Below are 21725 nucleotides of genomic sequence, written 5' to 3'. Positions count from 1 at the left end.
GGCGTCCTGGACATCGAGGCGAGTGAAAAGGCCGCGCGCTTCGTGCAGATGTGCGACGCCTTCAACATCCCCATCCTCACCCTTCTGGACGTACCGGGCTTCCTGCCGGGCGTCGACCAGGAGCACGGCGGCATCATCCGCCACGGCGCGAAACTGCTGTACGCCTACTGCAACGCGACGGTGCCGAGGATCTCGCTCATCCTGCGCAAGGCCTACGGTGGCGCCTACATCGTCATGGACAGCCAGTCCATCGGCGCCGACCTCACCTACGCCTGGCCGACCAACGAGATCGCCGTGATGGGCGCCGAGGGCGCGGCCAACGTCATCTTCCGCCGTCAGATCGCCGGCGCCGAGGACCCCGAGGCCATGCGGGCCCGCATGGTCAAGGAGTACAAGACGGAACTGATGCACCCCTACTACGCGGCCGAACGCGGCCTGGTCGACGACGTCATCGACCCCGCCGAGACCCGTGAGGCGCTCGCCAGGGCCCTGGCGATGCTCCGTACCAAGCACGCCGACCTGCCCTCCCGCAAGCACGGCAACCCCCCGCAGTAGCAGGACCGCTTCTCGCAACAACAGCACGAGTCACAGGGCCGGCCGGTGCAGGAGACCGTCCGGCCCTCGGTCAGGAGCCCCTCATGGTGAAACAAGAACGTGCGGCACGTACGCGGCAGTCGCTGGTGCGGGCCGCGGCCGAGGTGTTCGCCAGGGAGGGGTTCGTCTCTGCGTCGCTCACCTCGATCAGCCGCAGGGCCGGAGTGAGCAACGGGGCACTGCACTTCCACTTCGAGAGCAAACAGGCGCTGGCCCGCGCCGTCGAGGAGGAGGCCGCCGCCGTACTGCGGGAGATCGGCCGGTCCTCCGGCGGCCACAGCGGCGCCCTGCAGCACCTGGTCGACGCCACGCACGCCCTGATGAGCAGTCTGGACCAGGATCCGGTGATGCGCGCCGGCTTCGAGCTGAGCTGCGGCTTCCCGCGCCGGGCCGACGGGGTGGACCTGCGCGGGCAGTGGCGCGGCTGGGTGGAGCAGGTGCTGCGGGACGCCGAGTTCGAGGGCGCCCTCGCCCACGGCGTCTCGGCGATGGACGCCTCCGTCGCCGTCGTCGCGGCGACCGTGGGGTTCGAGCAACTGGGGGCCGGCGACCCCAAGTGGACGTCCGGAGCCACCCTGGCGCAGTTCTGGGACCTGATGCTGCCCCGGCTGGCATCGACCGCCGCCCTTCCTCGGCTGCGGTCTGCGGGGACTCTCTCAGCTCAGTAAAACAAACCGCGAGGCCGGTCTTGTATGGCGTCGATCCTTTGGGGATGGGCGGCTCCGGCCGTGCCGTTTTCCTTCTGGGGTTCCAGTGGATCTCTAGGGGGTTGTGCCTCGAACGCGTCGCCCTGACGTCGCCATCACAAGTGAAAATGCAGGTCAGATGGTGTTCTGTGGGTTGCCTTACCGCGCCATCTCCCAACTAACAAAACAGCGCGGGCGGTTTGGTATTGACAAACCGTCCGGCCTGTTTTGTAATCGATGAGTGCCGACAGCAGCACACTCACTTAGGGGGCACCGGCGTGGACATCGACGTACTGGGCGCATTGGACGTCAGGGAGAACGGGGCGTCCATCGCTCCGACCGCGCCGAAGCCTCGGCAGGTGCTCGCTCTCCTGGCGCTGCACGCCGACCAGGTGGTGCCTGTCTCGACCCTGATCGAGGAACTGTGGGCGGAGCGCCCGCCGCGCAGCGCGCGCACCACCCTGCAGACCTACATCCTGCAGCTGCGCGAACTCATCGCGGCGGCACTGGCGAAGGAGGCACCGGCCGGCGGTGCGGCGGGAGCGCCCGGGCGCAGCGCCAAGGACGTCCTCGTGACGTCGCCCGGCGGCTACCTGCTCGTCTCCGGCGGAGGCACCAGTGACGTCCGGGAGTTCGAGCGGCTGGCGGGCATGGGCTACCGGGCGATGGACGGCGGGGACTTCCCGGGTGCCTCGCGCAGGCTCCGTGAGGCACTGGCGCTGTGGACCGGCTCGGCCTTCGCCGACGTACAGACCGGCGCCCAGCTGGAGATGGAGGCGCGGCGTCTGGCGGAGAGCCGCCTGTGCGCCCTGGACCAGCGCATCGAGGCCGATCTGCGGCTCGGCCGCCATCGCGAACTGCTCGCGGAACTCACCGTACTGACCAGCCGTTACCGCACCCACGAGAACCTGCACGCCCAGTTCATGCTGGCGCTGCACCGGTCGGGGCGGCGCGGTGAGGCGCTGGACGTCTACCACCGGCTTCGCGGCACCCTCGTACGGGAGCAGGGCCTGGAGCCCTCGCCGCGGCTGCGCAGGCTGCAGCAGTCGATCCTGGTGGCCGGCCCCGAGACCCCGCTCCCGGCGGACCCGCACCTGCCCGCCGTGCCCTCCATACAGTCCGACCGGTCGGGCGGCGGTCATCTGGTGCGGGCCAACTGACCTGGCCCGGGATCCCAGATGCAGGAGAGATCGGAAAGGACCCGCAGCCGGCTGGTGCACGCCGGAGCCGAGCTGTTCGACCGCAAGGGGTACGGGAACGCGTCCCTGCTCGACATCGCCGGCGCGGCCGGGGTGACCAAGGGAGCGCTGTACTTCCACTTCGGTTCGAAGGAGGAACTCGCGGACGCGGTGCAGCAGCGCAGCCGCTCCCTGGTGCAGCAGGCCGTACGGGCCATGGAGGACGACGGCCGTGCACCGTTCCAGGCGCTGATCGACCTCACCCACTGGCTGGGCGGGACGCTGAGCGAGGAACCGGCGATGCGCGCGGCCTTCCGGATCGCCGGTGAGCGCGCCGACGCCGGCGGCCGGCGGGGCTCGTCCTTCCACGAGACCTGCTTCGCCGCCGCCCTGCAGCTGCTGGAGCGGGCCCGCGAGGCGGGGGAGCTGCGGCCCGGAAGCCCGGAGGGCCCCGAGACGCTGATCGCCGCCGCGCTCTGCGGCATCGAGGTGCTGTGCCGCACCGGCATGGAGTACGACGAACTCGCCGCCCGGATCGGCATGCTCTGGGACCTGATGCTGCCCGCGCTGGTGCCGGACGGCGCCGAGGGCGGGTACCGGACCCGGCCGCCCCGGTCCGGTCCCGGCCGCGGACGTCCGCGGGACGGGGTGGGCGACGCCGCCCCCCGCCGCGCACCCGAGGACCCGGCGGGGCCTACCTCTCCGGGTGGAGCACGGCCGGGCGACCTCCCTCCCGCGAGCCATCCCGACGGGCCCGGTTCACCGCGCACGGCGATGTGCGCCGTACCGGCGGCACCGACACTGTCCGTACGGCAGACCGGGAACGACCCTTGGAGACGCCAACCATGACCAGCGAACCCCCTACGGGCACCCCGCCCGGCGCCGGCCTGCTCAGCGAACTCACCACCGTGCTGGCCGGCATCCTGGGCGTCAAGGCCGAGGCGATCGACGCCGAGCAGCCCTTCCAGCTGCTCGGGCTCGACTCGATGCTGACCGTCGAGTTCGTCGCCACCGTCAACGCGCGCTACGGCACCCGGGTCAGGGCCGGTGCGGTCTACGACCATCCCACTCCCGCCGGGTTCGTCCGGCATCTGGCCGCCGAACTCGGCGTTCTTGGGCCCGCGCCTGCGGCTGCGCCCGCGCTCGTTCACGGAGCCGCGGCCGGATCCGCGTCCGCGGTCGGGTCCGTGCCCGCGTCCGTCGTCGACGTGCTGCGGGCGCAGCTCGCCGCGATCCTGGCCTGCGAACCCTGGGACATCGACGCCGACTCGGCGTTCAACCTGCTGGGCCTCGACTCCGTCCTCGGTGCCGAGTTCGTGGCGGGGATCAACCGGACCTACGGCCTCGACGAGCGTGCCGTCTGCCTCTACGACCATCCCAGCCTGAACGCCATGGCCGCGCACATCACCTCCCTTACCGCGGGAACCGTCGCGCCGGGTCCTGTGTCCGGGGCGGCCGGGCAGGGGGCGGGCCCGCTCGACCTGGAGGCCCTGCTCGACGCCGTGCGCGACGACCGGCTGAGCGTCGACGAGGCCACGGTGTTCCTCGCCGCCCACGCCGCCTGAGAAGACTCCCGGGACCATGGACAACAGAGAGATCCTCACCCGCTTCAAGAACGGCGACCTGGACCGGCAGAGCGCCATGGCCCTGCTCACCGGCCCCGCTCTGCCGCCCCCGCCGCCCGTCGCCCCGCCTCCGCCTCCGCCTCCGCCCCAGCCCTCGGAGACGTCTGTCCCGGACCGGGTGGTCGGCGATTCCGGTCGGTACGCCGGAACCGTCGAGGACGGCGAACGGTACGCCGTCGTCGCGCTGGCGGGCCGTTTTCCCCAGGCGCCCGACCTGGACGCCTTCTGGCGCAACGCGCTCGACGGGACGGACACGGCTGCACCGCCGCCGCGCGACCGGGACACCGGTCCGGCCGAGGGGAACGGTCACTACCTGGACGCAGTGGACGAGTTCGACGCCGCGTTCTTCGGACTGACCGACGGCGAGGCGGTCCTGATGGATCCCCAGGAGCGCCTGCTGCTGGAGACCCTGTGGGAGACGCTGGAGGCGGCCGGCCTCACCGGCGCCCGGCTCGACGCACTGACCTCGGCCGACGGCAGCCCGCGCAGCCTCGGCGTCTACGCCGCCGCCGCGTCCCGCGACTACGCGCTGCTCGCCGCCGGACTCTGGGCCGGGGGCCACCACGACCTGCTGCCGGGTGGCGGCCACTGGAGCCTGCCCGGCCGGCTGTCCACGCTGCTGGACCTGACCGGCCCCAGCCAGTGCGTCGACACCGCCGAGTCCTCCTTCCTCGTGGCCCTGCACCAGGCGGTCGGCGCCCTGCGTGCGGGGGAGTGCGCGGCGGCGCTCGTGGGTGCGGTGGAGCTGCGCCTGCATCCCTCGCGTCTCGCGCCCGGCGGCGGGGAGGGGGTGTGCGCGGTGCTGCTCAAGCCGCTCGCCGCGGCGGAACGGGACGGGGACACCGTCCATGCCGTCGTCCGCTCCACCGCGGTGCGGCATGTCGGCCCCGGGGGTGGGGAGGCCGGTGGTTCCGGTGGTTTCGGCGGTGCCGGGGATTCCGGTGGGGCAGTCGTGGAGTCGGAGCGGACCGTGCGGGCCGCCGTCGGATCGGCCGGTGCGGCCACCGGCGCCGCCGCGCTGGTGCGGGCCGTGCTGCAACTGCGGGCCGGTACGCTCGCCGCCACCCCGGGCGGTGCAGGGCCGGACGCCTGGCAGCGCCCCCGGGACGGCGACGGCACCGAACGCGCGCGGCGCGTCTCGGTCGTCGTACGCGGCAGTGGCGGCACCGAGGCCCGGGCGGCCGTCGAGGAGTACCGCCCGGTCGTACGGCGACAGGCGCGACCGCCGGAGCCGGAGGGCGGGCAGCCCGCGCTGGTCCTGCTGTCCGCGCCCACCCCGGCGCATCTGGTCGCCACTGCGCGGCGGCTCGCGGACGGCCTCACCGGGCGCACCCCCGAGGACGGCGTCCCGCTCCGGCCCGCCGACGTGGCCGCCGAGCTGCGCTCCGGGCGGGCCGCGCGGGAGTACCGGCTCGCGGTGACCGCGCAGGACACCGTCCGGCTGGCGACCGCGCTGGACGACTTCGTGCAGGACCCCGGCGCCGCCGCGCTGCGCGGCCGGGACGCCCGGCCGGTGCCGGGGCTGGTGTCCACCGACGACCCGGAGCGTCGCCCGGGCCCGCCACTGCTGGACGACCTGCCCGAGACGCGCGCCTACCTGGCGGCCCTGTGGCAGGGCGAGTGCTTCGAGCAGCTCACCCGCCTGTGGCTGGCCGGCGTCGACGTCACGCGGGCGGCCGTACCGCACGGTCGTGTGGTGGCGCTGCCCACGAGCGCGCTGCGGCGTCGGCGGCTGTGGATCGGCCGGGTCACGCCCGCCGAAGGGGACGCGGGGACGGAGCGGGGCCGGTGAGCCGGGACACTGAGCGCTCCTTGCCGGTGGCCGGGGCGGTCGGGGCCGCAGGGACCGCAGGGGTGGCCGGAGTCGCTCCCGGACCGGCTCGAGAACCGGTGAAGCTGTGGATCTGCCCCAACGAGGACCTCGCCCCGGCCATGGCGGGTGTGCTCGCCGCCCACTGGCTGGACGAGCACGAGCGGGAGATCGCGGGCCGCTTCCTCTTCGAACGCGACCGTCGCCAGTACCTGGTCGCCCACACCCTGGTGCGGCGCGCCCTCGCGCTGGAGGCCGGGATCGCCGAGGCGGAACAGGTCATCTGGCGCTCCTCCCGGGGCCGGCCGTTCCTGCAGCTCCCGGACGGTGGGCTGCCGCGCGGCGGAGCCGAACTCGACTTCAACCTCTCCCATGCCTCCGGCTTCAACCTGCTCGGCATCGTGCGCCGGCGCCGCATCGGCGTGGACGTGGAACGCCTCGACCGGGACGAGCACGCCCTGCGGACCATCGTGGAGACGTTCACCCCCGAGGAGCAGCGGTGGGTGGCCGGGGCCGCACCCGGACAGGCGCGGGACCGGCGCACGATCCGGCTGTGGACCCTGAAAGAGGCCTACTCCAAGGCGCGCGGTCTCGGACTCGGGCTCCCCTTCGACGAGTTCTCCTTCGAGCTGGCCGAGGACGGCGGCGTCCAGGGCTTCCGGCCGCCCGCCGACGACCGGGACGGGCGCTGGAGGTTCGTCGAACTGGAGCCCGTCCCCGAGGTGCTGGCCGCCGTCGCCGTGCAGGACGACGGCAGCCGGGACGCGGTGCTCCTGCTGCACCACGGCTTCCCCTGGGGCCGGGCGGCACCGCACCGCATCGTCCTGCCCGCACCGGCCGGCAGGACGCGGTCGGCAGTCTGAGGGCGGCCCGCGGCGTACTTGGTGCCGTCGGTCACCTCCTGGCGGCACCGGCTCCGGCGTTGGGAGACCTGCCGCCCAGCCCCGGGATCAGCACCGCCGCCACCGCCAGGTGCATCAGAGCGAGGGAGGCCCGGGTGCCGCCGTCCATGCCGTCGCCGATGAACGGCAGGAAGGACACGGCCAGTACGGCCCCGGCCACCCCGGTCCAGAGGGTGCGGGCGCGCCGCACCCCGAACCGCTCCAGAGCGGCCAGCAGCCCCCACCCGGAGAGTGACGCGAGCAGTGCGACGACCGCCACGGGCACGGCGCCGATGTCGAGCGTCTGCTCGCCGTCGGCGATCCGCAGCCGGTGCCCCAGCAGGGGGTCCGCGATCAGCCACACCAGGACGGGGGCCAGGACGGCCAGGGCCGTAGCCCCCAGGCGCCTTCGCCGTGCGCTCACTCGGCGCCCCCCGAGAGCGCCCCGTGCAGGAAGACGTCCACCAGCTCCTGCGGGGTCAGGTCGGGCTCGTCCGCCGTACGCGGCTGGGTGAAGAGCAGCCCGAAGAAGAGGGCCGCGATCTGCTCCGGCGGTCGGCGCAGGACGGCCCTCTCGGGCTCCAGCAGCTCCACCAGTGCCGCGCGGATACGGGTCGTCGACTCCTCGCGGCCCGCGCCGCGCACCGTGCCGGGGTGCTTGCCGCCGCGATGCCCCAGCGAGCCGAGGATCGCGCCCATCCGGGACAGGTGCGCCTGCAGCGCCTCGGCCGCCTCCGCGAGCCGGTCGGGCAGCGGCTGGGAAATGTCGATCGCGTCGAGCTCGCGGACCGCGTGCTCGGGGGAGAGCGCCTCGGCCACGCAGGCCTGCAGCAGCTCGTCCTTGTCGGCGAAGACCCGGAAGATCGTGCCCTCGCCGATGCCCGCGGCGCGGGCGATCTTCGCGGTCGTCACCGCGGCGCCGTACTCGGCGATCAGCGGGATCGCGGTCTGGATGATCATTTCGCGGCGCTGCTCCGGCAACATGGCGGGCGCGCGGCGGCGGGTGGTCTGGTCCTTCTTGGGTGCGGTCATGACCACGAGATTACGGAGTGAGCGCTCACTCCGTCAATGAGTGAGCACTCACTCCGCTCTCTTGCCCCGTACTCGGCTGCGTGGCCAACTGCGCTGTTAGCGTTGCTGCTTGAGCGAGGGGGAAGACAGCACGTGACATCGACTGCGTTTTGTATCGGCGGGGAGCTGGAAGTACGGCGGTTGGGGTTCGGGGCGATGCACTTGCCGTCGGAACCGGGCACGGACCGCGAGACCTCTCTCGCGGTCGCCCGGCGGGCCGTCGAGCTGGGTGTCACGCTGATCGACACCGCGTACCTCTACGGCGGAGGAGCCAATGAGGAACTCCTGGCCGAGGCCCTGCACCCGTACCCGGACGGACTGCTGATCACCACCAAGGTGGGCGTTGCCCGATCGGGCTCCTCAGGTGAGTGGAAGCTCGACGGGCGGCCGGCCGCGCTGCGGGAGCAGGTCGAGCAGGCGCTCCGCCGACTGCGTGTCGAGCGGATCGAGCTTCTTCAACTGCACCGCATCGACCCCGGAACGCCGCTCACCGACCAGGTCGGCACGCTGCGGGACCTGCAGGCCGAGGGCAAGATCGGCCGGATCGGACTGTCCGAGGTCACCGTCGACGAACTCGACCAGGCGCGGCAGATCGTCGACATCGCGAGCGTGCAGAACCGGTACAACCTGCTCGACCGCGAGCACGAGCCCGTGCTCGCGGCCTGCGAAGCGGCAGGAACAGCGTTCCTGCCGTGGCGACCCGTCGCCTGGGGCAACGCAGGGGAGAAGGCCGAAGTCGCCTCCGTGGCGACCGAGCTCGAAGCCACGCCCACGCAGGTCGCGCTCACCTGGCTCCTCGGCCACTCACCCGTCATCCTCCCGATCCCCGGCACCGCCCGGATCGACCACCTGGAGGAGAACCTCGTTGCGGAGCGCCTCGAAATGACCCCGGCGCACCGGGATCGCCTCGACCGTCTGTCCGCCGCGGCATAGGGCTCCGCCTTCAGAGGGCATCTACTGGCGGGAGAGTCCGGCCTGATCGATCGCAACAGGGAACGGGGTGTTCAGGTCAGTGGTCGCGCCTGGGAGTGCGCTCGTCCGCTTCACGTACCGGCCGCCTTCCAGCTCGTAGACGACGAGCATGGGCGCGAGGTCGAGCTCGAGTCGCCAGAAGTGCGGGATGGCGGGCTCGGCGTAGAGCATCGGCTTGAACTTGCGGTCCATGGGGCGCGCACGACTACGGAGGACAACGCGATCCTCCGGAAGGCCGCCGCCTATTTTCGCGCGGGAGGTTCCGTCCCCCTGATCGGACCGCAATGGCCGGCGGTCCTTTCTTCGTGGGAGTGGTCGGGGTTGTCGGGTGGGGTGGGGTGGTGGGTTGTCAGGGCTTCGAAGCGGGTTGTCAGTTGTTGTAGTTGGCGGGTGAGGACTGCCAGGTGTTCGCCGATGCGGGTGAGTTCGTCTGTTTCGGCCGTGGCGTGGGGGGCGTACGGGGGCGGGTACGGGTCCTCGTCGCTTCGGCTGCCGGGCCACAGCCGTACGGGGGAGAGGGACGCCTCGTGGCGGAGCAGGGCCTCCCGGCGGCCGCGCAGGGACGGGCCCGGTTCCACGCCCAGTTCGGCCATCAGGCGGTGCCGCGCCCGCTCGTAGACGGCGAGGGCCTCGCCGCGGCGCTCGGTGCGGTGGAGGGCGACCATCAGCAGGTCGTAGAACCGTTCCCGCAGGGGGTGCTCGTCGGTCAGCCGCTCCAGTTCGCCGGTGATGCCGTCCGGGCGGGCCGAGCGCAGCCGGGCCTCGTAGAAGGCCTCCAGCGTGATCAGGCGGTGTTCCTCCAGGCGGTCGGCCTCGGCCGTGCAGATCGGGCCGCTTCGGCAGTCGGCGAGGGCCGGGCCGCGCCACAGGGCCAGTGCGCTGCTCAGCAGGGTGACGGCCCGGTCGGGTTCCGTGGCGGCGACGGCTCGTCCCTCGGCGGAGAGGAGGCAGAAGCGCTGCGCGTCCGTGGTGGCGTCGGCGAGGCGCAGGAGGTAGCCGCCGGGGGTGGTGACTATGCCGGTGCCGGGCGTCGGGGGCGGTTCCGGGGTGGGGGGCGGCAGCAGTTTGCGTAGGCGAGCGATGTGCGCCTGTACGGCGTTGGGTGCCGAGCGGGGTGGGCGGTCGCCCCACAGTTCCTCCGCGAGTCGCTCGACGGACACGGTGCGGTCCGCCTCGACCAGCAGCACGGCGAGCAGGGCGCGCTGTCTGGCGCCGGGCACCGGCAGGTGCCTGCCGGTGCGCGTGTCGTGGACCTCCAGTGGCCCCAGCAGACGGAACTCGGTGCCCGGGGTGTTCATTCGGGCCGGTCCTGGAACGACCAACTTGAGCCATCCGCGTGCGCGAACACGAACAGGCGCAGCGCGGTGTTCGCGTCCGACCACCGGGGTGTACCCGGTGGGACAGGTGCGGATTCCATCGTGTCTCCGTCCGAACTCGGCTCCGTCCGACTTGACTCGCCCCGGCCTGCCGTACCCGGATGTGCGCCGGAAGCGGGACGAAGATATCCGCGCGAATGCACCGCACACCGGAATCGGAAGTTCATTCCAAGCGGTAGTGCATGTGTTCTTTAGTTGATCGGGTCATCGGCGCAACACGTCGTGTGGAGGGCCGCTCAAGGGCCGCTACAGAGCAACGATCGGTGTGAACGGGCCCGGCTAGCGTGCGTCACGGCGCAGATTTCTGGCCAAAGGAAGGAACGGACGAAGAGCTCGACCACTACGGAGGAAACCGTGAGGATTCAGGTTCTGGGTCCGCTGAGTGCCGAGGTCAACGGGGGATCGATTGTTCCTACGGCGGCCAAGCCGAGGCAGATTCTGTCACTGATGGCGCTTTACCCGGGACGGGTCATGCCGGTCCCGACGCTCATGGAGGAGATCTGGGGGACCGAGCCGCCGACGAGCGCGCTCACCACCCTCCAGACGTACATACTGCAGCTGCGCAGGCGGCTGGGCACCGCGATGGGGCCGAGTTCCCCGGGCAGTGCGAAGGACGTGCTGGCCACCCGGCACGGCGGGTATCTGCTGCAGATCCCCGAGGACAGTGTCGACGTGCACCAGTACGAACGCCTGGTGCGTGAGGGGCAGGCCGCCTTCGAGACCGGCGACAACCAGGTGTCGGCCCGACGGTTCGCCGCGGCGCTGGACCTGTGGAAGGGGGCGGCCCTGGTCGACGTGCGCGTCGGGCCGATCCTGGAGATCGAGGTGCGGCGGCTGGAGGAGAGCCGTCTGGTCACCGTGGAGCGGCGCATCGACGCCGACCTCAGGCTGGGCCGGCACGCCGAACTGCTCGCCGAGCTGGCCGATCTGACGGCCCGGCACCCGCAGCACGAGGGGCTGCACTCGCAGGCCATGGTGGCCCTGTACCGGTCGGGCCGGCAGGCGGCGGCGCTGGAGAGCTACCGCCGGCTGCGGATGCGGCTGATCGAGGAGCTCGGCGTGGAGCCGTCGCCGCAGTTGCAGCGGCTGCACCAGGCGATGCTCTCGGTCGACCCGCAGCTGGACGTGCTGGCCGGGCCGCGGCACTCGTCGACGTTCGACCTCTTCGCGGCCTGAGAGCACGTGCCGGGACAGGCGGGCTCGGCACGTGCCCGACGTGTCCTCGAGCGCTTCTCCACCGTGGTCGCCGAGCCTCTTCTGACGCCAGGTCGCCCCGTTCGGGGTGGCACGGCGTCCGGGGAGGGGTGGTTGCACCATGGCCGACGGCCGGTCCGTGACGCTCTACTGCTTCGCGCACGCCGGCGCCGGTGTGAGCAGCTTCCACCGCTGGCCCGGCGCGGCGGGCTCCGGCGTGGAGATCGTGCCGCTGACCCTGCCCGGGCGGGAGGGCCGGTGGCGCGAGGAGCGGATCACCGGCCGGGCCGAACTCGTCGCCGAGTTCCTGGACATCCTGGGACGCAACGGTAACGACCGGGGGCCGTTCGCCCTCTACGGGCACAGTCTCGGCGGCCTCGTCGCCTACACCCTCGCCCGTACGCTCGCCGACAAGGGGCTCGAACAGCCCGCCTTCGTCGCCCTCGGCGCCACGCCGCCGCCCGACGAGCCGCCCGCGCTGCTGGACGCGGCCGACGCCCCGGCCGGTGAACTCCTGCGCCTGCTGGGCACCCTCGGACCTCTGCCCTCCGCTTCCGTCACCGCTCCCGGCGGGGTGTGGAACCGTACCGTCCTGCCCGTACTCCGGGACGACCTCAGACTCGCCGCCGCGCTGCGCGAGGCCGCCGTCGACCCCGCCACCGGCGGACCCCTCGACGTGCCGCTGCTCGCCCTCGGCGGCACCGCCGACCCCGCGGTCCGCCCCGGCACGCTCGCCGGCTGGCACCGCTGGACCACCGGCCCCCTCACCGTGCGCACCGTCGCCGGTGACCACTTCTTCGTACGGGGACCCCAGGCGCCCCGCATCCTCGGGCGCGCCTGTCGCGTCGTACGACGGCTGCTGCCTGAAGCCCCGACGCCAGCCCCGACGTCCGTGCACACGACCGTGAGGAACACCCGATGAGGCGTGTCGTCATCACCGGGATCGGTGTCGTCGCCCCGGGAGCGACCGGAACCAAGGCGTTCTGGGCCCTGCTCACCGCCGGCCGCACCGCCACCCGGCCCATCTCCCTGTTCGACGCGACCGGCTTCCGCTCCCGGATCGCCGCCGAGGCCGACTTCGATCCCGCCGACCACGGGTTCACCCCCGCGCAGGCCGGACGGCTCGACCGGGCCGCGCAGTTCGCTCTCGTCGCCGCCCGCGAGGCGCTGGCCGACAGCGGGGTCCGCGAGGGCCTCGACCCGGTCCGTACGGGGGTGACGCTGGGCAGCGCGGTCGGCTGCACCACCGGCCTGGACCGCGAGTACGCGGTGGTCAGCGACCGGGGCGAACGGTGGAACGTCGACCACACCCGGGCCGTACCCCACCTGTTCGACTACGTGGTGCCCAGCTCGCTGGCGGCCGAGGTCGCCCGGGACGCCGAGGCGCAGGGTCCCGTCGCGGTGGTGTCCACCGGCTGCACCTCCGGGCTCGACTCGGTGGGACACGCCGTGGAGCTGATCCGCGAGGGCAGCGCCGACGTGATGCTGGCCGGGGCCACCGAGGCGCCGATCTCCCCGATCTCCGTCGCCTCCTTCGACGCGATCCGGGCCACCAGCCCGCGCAACGACGAGCCCGGTACGGCGTCGCGGCCCTTCGACCGCAGCCGCAACGGTTTCGTGCTGGGGGAGGGGTCGGCCGTCCTGATCCTGGAGGACGCCGAGCGGGCCCGCAGGCGCGGTGCCCGTGTCTACGCGGAGATCTCCGGCTTCGCCAGCCTGAGCAACGCCTACCACATGACCGGTCTGCGGCCCGACGGCCACGAGATGGCGCGGGCGATCTCCCTGGCGCTGGACGAGGCGCGGGTGGACCCGTCCGCCGTCGACTACGTCAACGCCCACGGGTCGGGCACCAAGCAGAACGACCGGCACGAGACCGCCGCGTTCAAGCGGAGCCTGGGGGCGCGGGCCCACGAGATCCCCGTCAGCTCCATCAAGTCGATGATCGGGCACTCGCTCGGCGCGATCGGTTCGCTGGAGGTGGCCGCGAGCGCCCTGGCCATCACCCACGACACCGTGCCGCCCACCGCCAACCTGCACGATCCCGACCCGGCCTGCGACCTCGACTACACCCCCCTGACCGCGCGCGAGCACCGGACCGACACCGTCGTCAGCGTCGGCAGCGGCTTCGGTGGCTTCCAGAGCGCCATGGTCCTCACCCGGGCCCGGCTGAAGGAGGCCGCATGACCGTCACCGCCGCCGTACCCTCCGCCGTACCGTCGGCCGCACCCTCCGCCGCGCGTGGCGAACGGGCGGCCCGCACCGCCGTGTTCACGGGCGTCGGCATCGCCGCGCCCGGCGGCCTGGGCACCCGCGCCTGGTGGGCCGCCGCACTGCGCGGCCGCAGCGCGATCGGCCCGATCACCCGCTTCGACGCCTCCGACTACCCGGTGCGGCTCGCGGGCGAGGTCCGCGGCTTCGCCGACGAGGAGCACGTGCCCAGCAGGCTGCTGCCGCAGACCGACCGGGTCACCCGGCTGGCCCTCGCCATGGCGCAGGAGGCCGTCGACGACTCGGGCGCCGACCTGGACGCGCTGGACGAGTACGCGGCGGGCGTCGTCACCGCCAGCTCGGCCGGCGGCTTCGAGTTCGGGCAGCGCGAGTTGCAGGCCCTGTGGCACCGGGGCAGCCGGCACGTCAGCGCCTACCAGGCGTTCGCCTGGTTCAACGCCGTCAACACCGGCCAGATCTCCATCCGGCACGGCACCCGGGGCGCGAGCGGCGTCCTCGTCTCCGAGCAGGCCGGCGGCCTCGACGCGGCGGCGCAGGCCCGGCGCCAGGTCCGCAAGGGCTCGGCGCTCGTCGTCACCGGCGGCGCCGACTCGGCGCTGTGCCCGTGGGGCTGGGCCGCCCAGCTCGCGGACGGCACCCTGTCCACGGCCACCGACCCGGAACGGGCCTACCTGCCCTTCGCCGCCGACGCCCGCGGCCACGTCGCCGGAGAGGGCGGCGCCATGCTCGTCCTGGAGGACGCCGACAGCGCCCGGGCACGCGGCGCGCGGGCCTACGGCACCCTCGCCGGATACGCCGCCACCTTCGACGGTTCCGGTCCGTCCCGACTCGGCGACGCGGCCCGGCTGGCCCTCGCCGACGCCGGGGCCGGACCGGCCGACGTGGACGTGGTGTTCGCCGACGCGGCGGGCGCACGGGACGCCGACCGCGTCGAGGCCGCGGCGCTGACCGCGCTCTTCGGACCCCGCGGCGTCCCGGTCACCGCGCCCAAGGCGATGACCGGGCGGCTGCTCGCGGGCGGCTCCGCACTGGACCTCGCCGCGGCCCTGCTCACCCTGCGCGAGCAGGTGATACCGCCCACCCCCGGCACCCGCGACACGGCCCCCGACTGCCCCGTCGACCTGGTGACCGGCCGGCCGCGGCACGGCCTCGCCCTGCGCACCGCCCTGGTGCTGGCCCGCGGGCGCGGCGGCTTCAACTCCGCGGTCGTGCTGCGCGCGGCCGACTGAGACACCACCCACCCCGACGAAGCGAGGGAGAGCACGATGGAGCGTCTGGAACTGAGCGACCTGGTCACGCTGCTGCGCGAGTGCGCGGGGGAGGAGGAGTGGACCGACCTCGACGGCGACATCCTGGACAAGCCGTTCCTCGACCTCGGCTACGACTCGCTCGCCATGCTGCAGACCACCGGCCGCATCGAACGGGACCACGGCATCACCTTCGACGAGGAGGCCATCGACGAGGCCGAGACCCCCCGTCAGTACCTGGCCCTGGTCAATGAACTGCTCTCGGCGCGAGCGGCGGTCTGAGCCGTGGCGCGCTCCGAGTGGCGGGACACCACCGTGCACACCGACGTCCTGGTCGTCGGCGCCGGTCCGGCGGGCCTCGCGCTGACCCTGATGCTGCTGCGCTCCGGCGTACGCGTCACCCTCGCGGAGCGCTCCACCGCCTTCCGCCGCGACTTCCACGGCGAGATCCTGCAACCCGGCGGCCAGCTCGTCCTCGACCAGCTGGGCGTCCTGGAGGGCGCCGAGCGGCGCGGCGCGCACACCCTGGAGGGGTTCCAGGTCGTGCAGGGCCACCGGACGCTGCTCGACATCGACTACCGCAGGCTGCCGGCGCCGCACGACCGGCTGCTGGCCCTGCCCCAGCCCCATCTGCTGGCCGAACTGCTCGCCACCTGCGCCCGGCTGCCCGGGTTCACCTACCTCGACGGCCACCGGGTCAGCGCCCTCACCGAGGACGACGGCCGCTGCACCGGCGCCGTGGTCACCCGCCTGGGCACCCGGCGGGTGCGGGTCCGCGCGTCGGTGGTCGTCGGTGCCGACGGCCGGTTCTCCAAGACGCGGAAGCTGGCCGGGATCGACGCCGGCCGTACGGACGTCTTCGACCAGGACGTGGTCTGGTTCACGGTGCCCGCGCCGGGCCGGGCGACCGGGCGGGTCCGCATCCACCGCGCGGGGGCCGCCGCGGTGCTCGTCCACGACACCCACCCCGACCGGCTGCGGATCGGCTGGACCCTGCCGCACGGCAGCTACAACCGGGTGACGGCCGAGGGGATCGCCGGCATCAAGCGCGACCTGGCCGCCGCGCTCCCGGCCCACGCCGACCTGCTGCACGAGCACCTGACCGGCCTCGGTGACCTCAGTCTGCTGGACGTCTTCGCCGCGAACGCGCCCACCTGGACGCGGGACGGGCTGGTGCTCCTCGGCGACGCCGCCCACACCCACGGGCCGCTCGGCGCGCAGGGCATCAACCTCGCCCTCCAGGACGCCGCCGTGCTGCACCCCGTACTCGTCGCGGCCCTTGCGGCGGGCGACGTGCGGCGTGCGCGGCTGGTGGCCTTCGAGCAGGCCCGGCGCCCGGTCGCCGAGGCGGTGACCCGGATGCAGCGCGTCCAGGCCAAGGCGTTCTTCGGCACGGGCGGCCGGGCGGCGGCCTTCCTGCGGGCGCGCGCCGCCGCCGTGGTCACCCGGACCCCGGTCGGCGCGCGCATCACCTCCCGCATCGCCTACGGCCGCACCCCGGTGCAGGTGCACACCGACCTGTTCACCGCGGGCGCCGTGCCGGGCGCGCGGGCCGCCTGATCGCGAGCGCGGCCAGGAGGACGACCACCGCGAACAGGGAGCCGGCGGTGAAGCCCGCGGACCGGGCGTCGCCGAACGCCGAGTGCCCGGAGGAAGCGGTGACCAGCAGCGCGATGCCCAGCGAACCGCCCAGCGCCTGGAGGGCGTTCAGCACACTGGAAGCCGCTCCCGCCTCGTCCCCGCGCAACCGCGAGGTGGCGAGGACGGTGGGCGGGATGACACAGCAGGCCATTCCCGAGCCGAGCAGGACCAGGGCGGGCAGGACGCGCACCACGGTGACGTCGTCGAGCGAGGCCAGCATCAGGTTCGCCAGCGCGAGCGCCGCGGCTCCCAGGGCCATCAGCCGCTTCGGCCCGACGAACGGTTCCAGGCGGGTGACCGCACCGGCGGTGAGGGCCATCGTCAACGGCACCGGCAGCAGCACACAGGCGGTGGCCAGCGGGGTGAGGCCCTCCTGCTGGAAGGACTGGCTGAGGAAGAAGTAGGCACCGGCCAGGGCGCCGGGTACGGCGAGCACCGCCAGATAGGCCAGCAGGCGGTCCCGGTCGGCGAACAGCCGCAGCACCACCACGGGCTGCTCGGCGCGGGCCTCGACGGCCGTGAACACGGCGAGCAGCGCGAGGCCCGCCAGCAGGGGGAGGGCCACCGCCGGATCGCTCCATCCGTGGTCGGCGGCCCGCGCCAGCGCGTAGACCAGGCAGGCCGCTCCGGCGGCGGACAGCAGCGCGCCGAGCACGTCGAACCGGCCCGGGTTGCGGGGCGTCTCCGTCAGCACGCGCGGGCCCAGCAGCAGGATCGCCACGCCGAGCGGCACGTTGAGCAGCAGCACCCAGCGCCAGGAGCCGAGCGAGGTCAGCGCCCCCGCCAGCAGCAGGCCGCCCGCGGTGGAGACCGCGCCCACCGCCGTGCAGACCGCGATCGCCTTCCGGCGGGCGGGCCCCTCGGCGAACGTGCTCAGCAGCAGGGCCAGCCCACTGGGCGCGGCGCACGCGGCACCCAGGCCCTGCACGGCGCGTACGGCGATCAGCGTCCCCTCACCGGGCGGGACGAACGCTCGCGCGGCCGCCGCCGCGGTGAACACGGCGACGCCGGTCAGGAACACCCGGCGGCGGCCCAGGATGTCACCGGCCCGGCCGCCGAGCAGCAGCAGACCACCGAACGCCAGCAGGTACGCGCTGAGCACCCAGGACGCGCCGACCGGGGACAGGCCGAGGTCGGCCCGCATGCCGGGAAGCGCGATGTTCACGATGGGTTCGTCGAGCTGGATCATCGCGTTGCAGCTCGCGATCACCGCCAGCGCGGCGCCGGGACGGAGGCCGGGCCGTTTCCCCGGTGCCGCCGGGGCGGGCGGCATGCCACGCCGTCGTGTGTCGGCTCGTAGGGACACGGACATGGGCTGCCTCCCGTGGTTCGGTTCGCGTGGGAGGACCGTCGCAGGGGGCGCTGGAGGAGCCGTGGAGATCCGGCAGGAGACGTATCGAAAGAGCCGGGAACTGGGGGCGGCGACGGGGCCGCCGGCCGTATTCTTAGGGGGCAGGCACCGTTCTGCGGCCGGAAATCCTCCAGATACTGGGGGAATGACCAATCCAACGATGCTCGCGGAGACTTTTCCCACACCACGGCGGGAGACGGGAAGTGATTTTTCCGAGCTGTCCCGCCGTATATCCGAGGCGGGACTGCTGAGGCGCCGCCCGCTGTATTACTCGGTGCGTTTCGGTGCGGTCGCCCTCGCGCTCGCGGGGGGTGTCGCGGCGTTTGTCGTGCTGGGCGACAGCTGGAGCCAGCTGTTCGTCGCGGCCGCCCTGGCCGTGGTCTTCGGCCAGCTCGGACTGGCCGCCCACGACCTCGCCCACCGGCAGGTCTTCTCGCGCCGGCGCCCCAGTGAGACCGGCGGCCTCCTGGTGGCCAACCTGCTGCTGGGCATGAGCTACGGCTGGTGGATGAACAAGCACACCCGCCACCACGCCAACCCCAATCACGAGGAGAAGGACCCGGACGTCTCCCCCGACATCCTGGTCTGGTCACGGCGCCAGGCGAGCAGGGCAAAGGGACTTCCCCGCTTCGTCGGAAAGCATCAGGCCGCGTTGTTCTTTCCGCTGCTGACGCTGGAAGGACTCAACCTGAGTTTCAACAGCTTCAAGGCGCTGCGCAGCCCGTCGATGAAACGTCCCGTTCTCGAGGGCACACTCCTCGTCGTTCATTTCGTCCTGTATTTCGGCGGCCTGTTCGCGGTCCTCTCCCCGGGCAAGGCGCTCGCCTTCATCGCCGTCCACCAGGCCCTGTTCGGTGTCTACCTGGGCTCGGTCTTCGCGCCCAACCACAAGGGCATGCCGATGATCGAGGAGGGCACGCGGCTCGACTTCCTGCGCCGCCAGGTCCTCACCTCCCGCAACGTGCGCGGCGGTGCGTTCATCGACGCCTTCATGGGCGGCCTCAACTACCAGATCGAGCACCACCTCTTCCCCAGCATGCCGACCCCGGCGCTCGGCAGGGCCCAGGTCATCACCGAGCGGTACTGCGCCGAACTGGGCGTCCCGTACCACCAGACGGGCCTGCTCGCCTCGCACCGCGAAGCCCTGCGGCACCTCAGGAACGTCGGCGAACCGCTGCGCGACGCCCACTGACGCCGTACGCACGGCAGGGACGGAACCCGGGCCGCAGACGGGGGGACGACGGGCCCGGGTTCCGTGTTCGGGAGCGCCCGAAGGGGGCGGCTCAGCGCAGGTGCGCCTTGATCGACGACATCACCCGCGCCGCCTGGGAGTTGAGGAAGAAGTGGCCGCCGGGGAACGCCTCCAGGGTGAACGACCCCGTGGTGTGCTCGCCCCAGGCGCGTGCCTCCTCGAGCGTCACCTGCGGGTCCGCGTCCCCGGTCAGGGCGAACACCGGGCAGCTCAGCCGCGGCCCCGGCGTCCACCGGTAGGTCTCGGCGGCCCGGTAATCGGCCCGCACCGCCGGCAGGATCATCCGCAGGATCTCCGGGTCGCCCAGCACCTGGGTGTCGGTGCCGCTGAGCCGGGTGATGTCCGCGATCAGTCCCTCGTCGTCCCGCAGGTGCACCCGCTCGTCCCGGACGGTGGACGGGGCCCGCCGCCCGGAGGCGAACAGCCCGTGCAGTACGTGCCCCTCGGCCTCCAGCCGGCTCGCCAGCTCGAACGCCAGCGAGGCGCCCATGCTGTGCCCGAAGAACGTCACCGGCCGGTCGAACCACGGACGCACCTCGTCGACCAGCGCGTCCGCGAGCGCCGGGATGCTGTCGACGCAGGGCTCGGCGCGCCGGTCCTGGCGGCCCGGATACTGGATCGCCAGGACGTCGACGCCCGGCGACATCGCCCGTGAGACCGGGAAGTAGAACGACGCCGCGCCTCCCGCGTGCGGGAAGCAGATGAGCCGGTGCGGGGCGTCCGGCGCGGGATGAAAGCGCCGTACCCACGCACCCGTGGCCGTCTGCGTGGTCACCTCAGGCCCCCAGCTCGGGCGAGATCACGTAGTCGGACACGTCCGCGGTGTTCTCGGCGACCCGGCCGAGCGCCTCCTTCACCGGCACGGCGAGCCGCTCCTCCTTGGCCGACTCGCGGGCCTCACGGCGCTCGACGAACTCCGGCATCACCTCACGGGCGAACAGCTCCAGCGACTCCATGATGTGCTCGTGCTGGTTCTTGCCGATCTGCACCGAGAAGATCACCTGGTCGACGCCGGCCTGCTCGTAGCGACGGAGGGTGTCACGGATCTGCTCCGGGGTGCCGATGCCGCGCCGCAGCGAGGTGATCTGCTCCAGCATCGCCTTGGCCTCGGCCGAGGGCTCCTCGCCGTCCGCGACCGCGACCGGCTCACGGGTCAGGCCGACGGAGGCGCGGTTGTCCTGGAAGTCCTGCCACACGTCGGTGACGCCCGGACGGTGCTGGCCGGTGATGTAGTAGTGCATCAGGGAGTACGAGAAGAAGTGCGCGCCGTCCAGACCGCGGTCCAGGGCGGTCTCCTCGTCCGGGTGGCACATGAACGGGAAGACCACCGAGAAGTTCGGGTTGACCGTCTTGCCGGCGGGGACGCACTCCTCGGAGGCGATGATGTCGTAGTAGGTGTCCACCCAGTCCTTGGCCTCCTCGGGGGAGACGAAGGAGAAGGACAGCGCGCCCATGCCCCCACGGGCCGCGGTCTCGATGGTGGTGCGGGCGCTGCAGGCCATCCACAGCGGCGGGTGCGGCTTCTGCTTGGGCTTGGGCAGGAGGTTGCGCGGCGGCACGCTCGCCCACTGGCCCTCGTAGCCGGTGAACGGGGTCTCCGTCAGCAGCCGGGTGATGATCTCCAGGGACTCCTGCCACTGCTCCTTCTTGGTGTCCCGGTCGACACCGAAGGCTCCCAGCTCCAGCTGCGAACTGCCCGCGCCGGTACCGAAGTCGACACGGCCACCGGAGATCAGGTCGAGGGTGGCGAGGCGCTCGGCGACGCGCACCGGGTGGTTCACCGCGGTCGGCAGGGACACGATGCCGTGGGCCAGGCGTATCTGCCGGGTACGGGCGGCGGCCGCGGCGAGGAAGACCTCGGGGGCCGAGGAGTGGGAGTACTCCTCCAGGAAGTGGTGCTCGGTGGCCCAGGCGTAGTCGAAGCCGAGCTTGTCGGCCAGCTCGATCTGCTCCAGGGACTCGTTGTAGAGACGCTCCTCGCTGTCCTCCTCCCACGGGCGGGGCAGCTGGTGGTGGTAGAGGATGCCGAATCGCATGAGATGTACTCCTAGGTGACGGGTCGGAAGTTCAGGCCGCGGGACGGTGGAAGGCGGAGCGGTAGAAGAGCAAGGGCGTGTCATCGGGGTCGGCGACCTCGACCGCGCGCACCCGGCCGACGACGATCCAGTGGTCGCCTCCGGGGTGCACCGTCTCGACGGTGCAGTCCGCCCAGGCCAGAGACCCGGACAGGACCGGGGAACCGGTGGCCGGCCCCGGCGTCCAGTCGACGCCGGCGAACTTGTCGGCGCCGCGGACCGCGAAGGCACGGCACAGGGCCTCCTGGCCGGTGGTGAGGATGTTGACGCAGAAGGAGCCGGACGGCTCCATCCGCGGCCAGGTGGTGGAGGTGCGGGCGACGGAGAAGGTGACCAGGGGCGGTTCCAGGGACAGCGAGGCGAAGGACTGGCAGGTGAAGCCGACGGGCTCGGCCCGCCCGTCCCCGCCGGGCACGCCGGCGAGCGAGGTGATGATGGTCAGCCCGCTGCAGAAGTGCCCGAGTACGTGCCGGAACTCCTCCGGGGCGATCCGGTCGTCCAGGGTCGGTGTGTGCGCAAGGGCATGCATGACAGCTCCCGTCA

23 protein-coding genes are annotated in these 21725 nt (G+C 72.8%); 15 read left to right on the top strand and 8 right to left on the bottom strand.

Annotated elements, in window-relative coordinates; translation table 11 throughout:
* The 7 genes from ACIGO6_RS37060 to ACIGO6_RS37030 all read left to right on the top strand — a co-directional run.
* Window positions 1-555: carboxyl transferase domain-containing protein (locus ACIGO6_RS37060; RefSeq protein WP_399884354.1), on the top strand; the 555-nt coding region annotated here is incomplete at its 5' end.
* Window positions 556-638: 83 nt separating this feature from the next.
* On the top strand, window positions 639-1262 hold the full coding sequence (locus ACIGO6_RS37055) for a ScbR family autoregulator-binding transcription factor (protein ID WP_399884352.1): 624 nt from the start codon (window positions 639-641) through the stop codon (window positions 1260-1262).
* 296 nt (window positions 1263-1558) lie between these two features.
* Window positions 1559-2440 carry a BTAD domain-containing putative transcriptional regulator gene (locus ACIGO6_RS37050; protein WP_399884350.1) on the top strand — a complete coding sequence of 294 codons (882 nt, stop codon included), beginning with the start codon at window positions 1559-1561 and terminating at the stop codon, window positions 2438-2440.
* Window positions 2441-2458: 18 nt separating this feature from the next.
* Window positions 2459-3307, top strand: coding sequence for a ScbR family autoregulator-binding transcription factor (locus ACIGO6_RS37045; RefSeq protein WP_399884348.1), 849 nt, complete (start codon window positions 2459-2461; stop codon window positions 3305-3307).
* On the top strand, window positions 3304-4023 hold the full coding sequence (locus ACIGO6_RS37040; protein WP_399884346.1) for an acyl carrier protein: 720 nt from the start codon (window positions 3304-3306) through the stop codon (window positions 4021-4023). The genes ACIGO6_RS37045 and ACIGO6_RS37040 overlap by 4 nt, the downstream gene beginning before the upstream one ends.
* 16 nt (window positions 4024-4039) lie before the next feature.
* A complete protein-coding gene (locus ACIGO6_RS37035) occupies window positions 4040-5875 on the top strand; it encodes a polyketide synthase (protein WP_399884344.1) in 1836 nt (611 codons plus the stop codon).
* On the top strand, window positions 5872-6756 hold the full coding sequence (locus ACIGO6_RS37030) for a 4'-phosphopantetheinyl transferase family protein (RefSeq protein ID WP_399884342.1): 885 nt from the start codon (window positions 5872-5874) through the stop codon (window positions 6754-6756). The genes ACIGO6_RS37035 and ACIGO6_RS37030 overlap by 4 nt, the downstream gene beginning before the upstream one ends.
* A gap of 31 nt (window positions 6757-6787) precedes the next feature.
* On the opposite strand, the gene ACIGO6_RS37025 is transcribed toward ACIGO6_RS37030, so the two are convergent.
* Complete coding sequence (locus tag ACIGO6_RS37025; protein ID WP_399884340.1) at window positions 6788-7198, bottom strand: DUF6069 family protein; 411 nt, start codon at window positions 7196-7198, stop codon at window positions 6788-6790.
* Window positions 7195-7734 (bottom strand): TetR/AcrR family transcriptional regulator, encoded by a 540-nt coding sequence (locus tag ACIGO6_RS37020; RefSeq protein ID WP_399884358.1) that lies wholly within the window; start codon window positions 7732-7734, stop codon window positions 7195-7197. Before ACIGO6_RS37020 ends, ACIGO6_RS37025 begins: the two co-directional genes overlap by 4 nt.
* A gap of 204 nt (window positions 7735-7938) precedes the next feature.
* Between ACIGO6_RS37020 and ACIGO6_RS37015 the strand changes: the two genes are divergently transcribed.
* Window positions 7939-8778: an aldo/keto reductase gene (locus ACIGO6_RS37015; protein WP_399884338.1), complete on the top strand. Its 840-nt coding sequence runs from the start codon at window positions 7939-7941 to the stop codon at window positions 8776-8778.
* Between the two features lie 21 nt (window positions 8779-8799).
* On the opposite strand, the gene ACIGO6_RS37010 is transcribed toward ACIGO6_RS37015, so the two are convergent.
* On the bottom strand, window positions 8800-9009 hold the full coding sequence (locus ACIGO6_RS37010; protein ID WP_399884336.1) for a hypothetical protein: 210 nt from the start codon (window positions 9007-9009) through the stop codon (window positions 8800-8802).
* Between the two features lie 50 nt (window positions 9010-9059).
* Window positions 9060-10115, bottom strand: coding sequence for a BTAD domain-containing putative transcriptional regulator (locus ACIGO6_RS37005; RefSeq protein ID WP_399884334.1), 1056 nt, complete (start codon window positions 10113-10115; stop codon window positions 9060-9062).
* 432 nt (window positions 10116-10547) lie between these two features.
* On the opposite strand from ACIGO6_RS37005, the gene ACIGO6_RS37000 reads away from it, so the two are divergent.
* From ACIGO6_RS37000 to ACIGO6_RS36975, 6 genes are all read left to right on the top strand, one after another.
* A complete protein-coding gene (locus ACIGO6_RS37000; RefSeq protein ID WP_399884332.1) occupies window positions 10548-11369 on the top strand; it encodes a BTAD domain-containing putative transcriptional regulator in 822 nt (273 codons plus the stop codon).
* A gap of 139 nt (window positions 11370-11508) precedes the next feature.
* On the top strand, window positions 11509-12309 hold the full coding sequence (locus ACIGO6_RS36995; protein WP_399884330.1) for a thioesterase II family protein: 801 nt from the start codon (window positions 11509-11511) through the stop codon (window positions 12307-12309).
* On the top strand, window positions 12306-13571 hold the full coding sequence (locus ACIGO6_RS36990; RefSeq protein ID WP_399884328.1) for a beta-ketoacyl-[acyl-carrier-protein] synthase family protein: 1266 nt from the start codon (window positions 12306-12308) through the stop codon (window positions 13569-13571). Before ACIGO6_RS36995 ends, ACIGO6_RS36990 begins: the two co-directional genes overlap by 4 nt.
* The gene (locus ACIGO6_RS36985) at window positions 13568-14845 is read left to right on the top strand and encodes a ketosynthase chain-length factor (RefSeq protein WP_399884326.1); all 1278 of its coding nucleotides are present in this window, start codon (window positions 13568-13570) and stop codon (window positions 14843-14845) included. Before ACIGO6_RS36990 ends, ACIGO6_RS36985 begins: the two co-directional genes overlap by 4 nt.
* Window positions 14846-14881: 36 nt before the next feature.
* Window positions 14882-15145, top strand: coding sequence for an acyl carrier protein (locus tag ACIGO6_RS36980; protein WP_399884324.1), 264 nt, complete (start codon window positions 14882-14884; stop codon window positions 15143-15145).
* 3 nt (window positions 15146-15148) lie between these two features.
* Window positions 15149-16423 (top strand): FAD-dependent monooxygenase, encoded by a 1275-nt coding sequence (locus ACIGO6_RS36975; protein WP_399884322.1) that lies wholly within the window; start codon window positions 15149-15151, stop codon window positions 16421-16423.
* Here ACIGO6_RS36975 and ACIGO6_RS36970 read toward each other — a convergent pair.
* On the bottom strand, window positions 16386-17816 hold the full coding sequence (locus ACIGO6_RS36970; protein WP_399884320.1) for an MFS transporter: 1431 nt from the start codon (window positions 17814-17816) through the stop codon (window positions 16386-16388). The two genes, ACIGO6_RS36975 and ACIGO6_RS36970, sit on opposite strands and share 38 nt — an antisense overlap.
* Before the next feature lie 184 nt (window positions 17817-18000).
* Between ACIGO6_RS36970 and ACIGO6_RS36965 the strand changes: the two genes are divergently transcribed.
* Window positions 18001-19047: a fatty acid desaturase family protein gene (locus ACIGO6_RS36965; protein WP_399884318.1), complete on the top strand. Its 1047-nt coding sequence runs from the start codon at window positions 18001-18003 to the stop codon at window positions 19045-19047.
* Window positions 19048-19138: 91 nt separating this feature from the next.
* Here ACIGO6_RS36965 and ACIGO6_RS36960 read toward each other — a convergent pair whose 3' ends face one another.
* Genes ACIGO6_RS36960 through ACIGO6_RS36950 form a run of 3 tightly spaced genes read right to left on the bottom strand, consistent with a single transcriptional unit; the run spans window position 19139 to window position 21711 of the window.
* Entirely contained in the window at window positions 19139-19882 is a 744-nt protein-coding gene (locus tag ACIGO6_RS36960; RefSeq protein WP_399884316.1) for a thioesterase II family protein, read from the bottom strand.
* A 1-nt stretch (window position 19883) separates the two neighbouring features.
* Window positions 19884-21143 (bottom strand): LLM class flavin-dependent oxidoreductase, encoded by a 1260-nt coding sequence (locus ACIGO6_RS36955; protein ID WP_399884314.1) that lies wholly within the window; start codon window positions 21141-21143, stop codon window positions 19884-19886.
* A 31-nt stretch (window positions 21144-21174) separates the two neighbouring features.
* Window positions 21175-21711 carry a flavin reductase family protein gene (locus ACIGO6_RS36950; protein ID WP_399884312.1) on the bottom strand — a complete coding sequence of 179 codons (537 nt, stop codon included), beginning with the start codon at window positions 21709-21711 and terminating at the stop codon, window positions 21175-21177.
* Window positions 21712-21725: the final 14 nt, after the last annotated feature.

This window comes from Streptomyces sp. NPDC053750 (assembly GCF_044544295.1).
Classification (GTDB): Bacteria; Actinomycetota; Actinomycetes; order Streptomycetales; family Streptomycetaceae; genus Streptomyces.
Note: the sequence above shows the minus strand (reverse complement) of the source record. Positions and strands in the feature narration are given on the sequence as shown.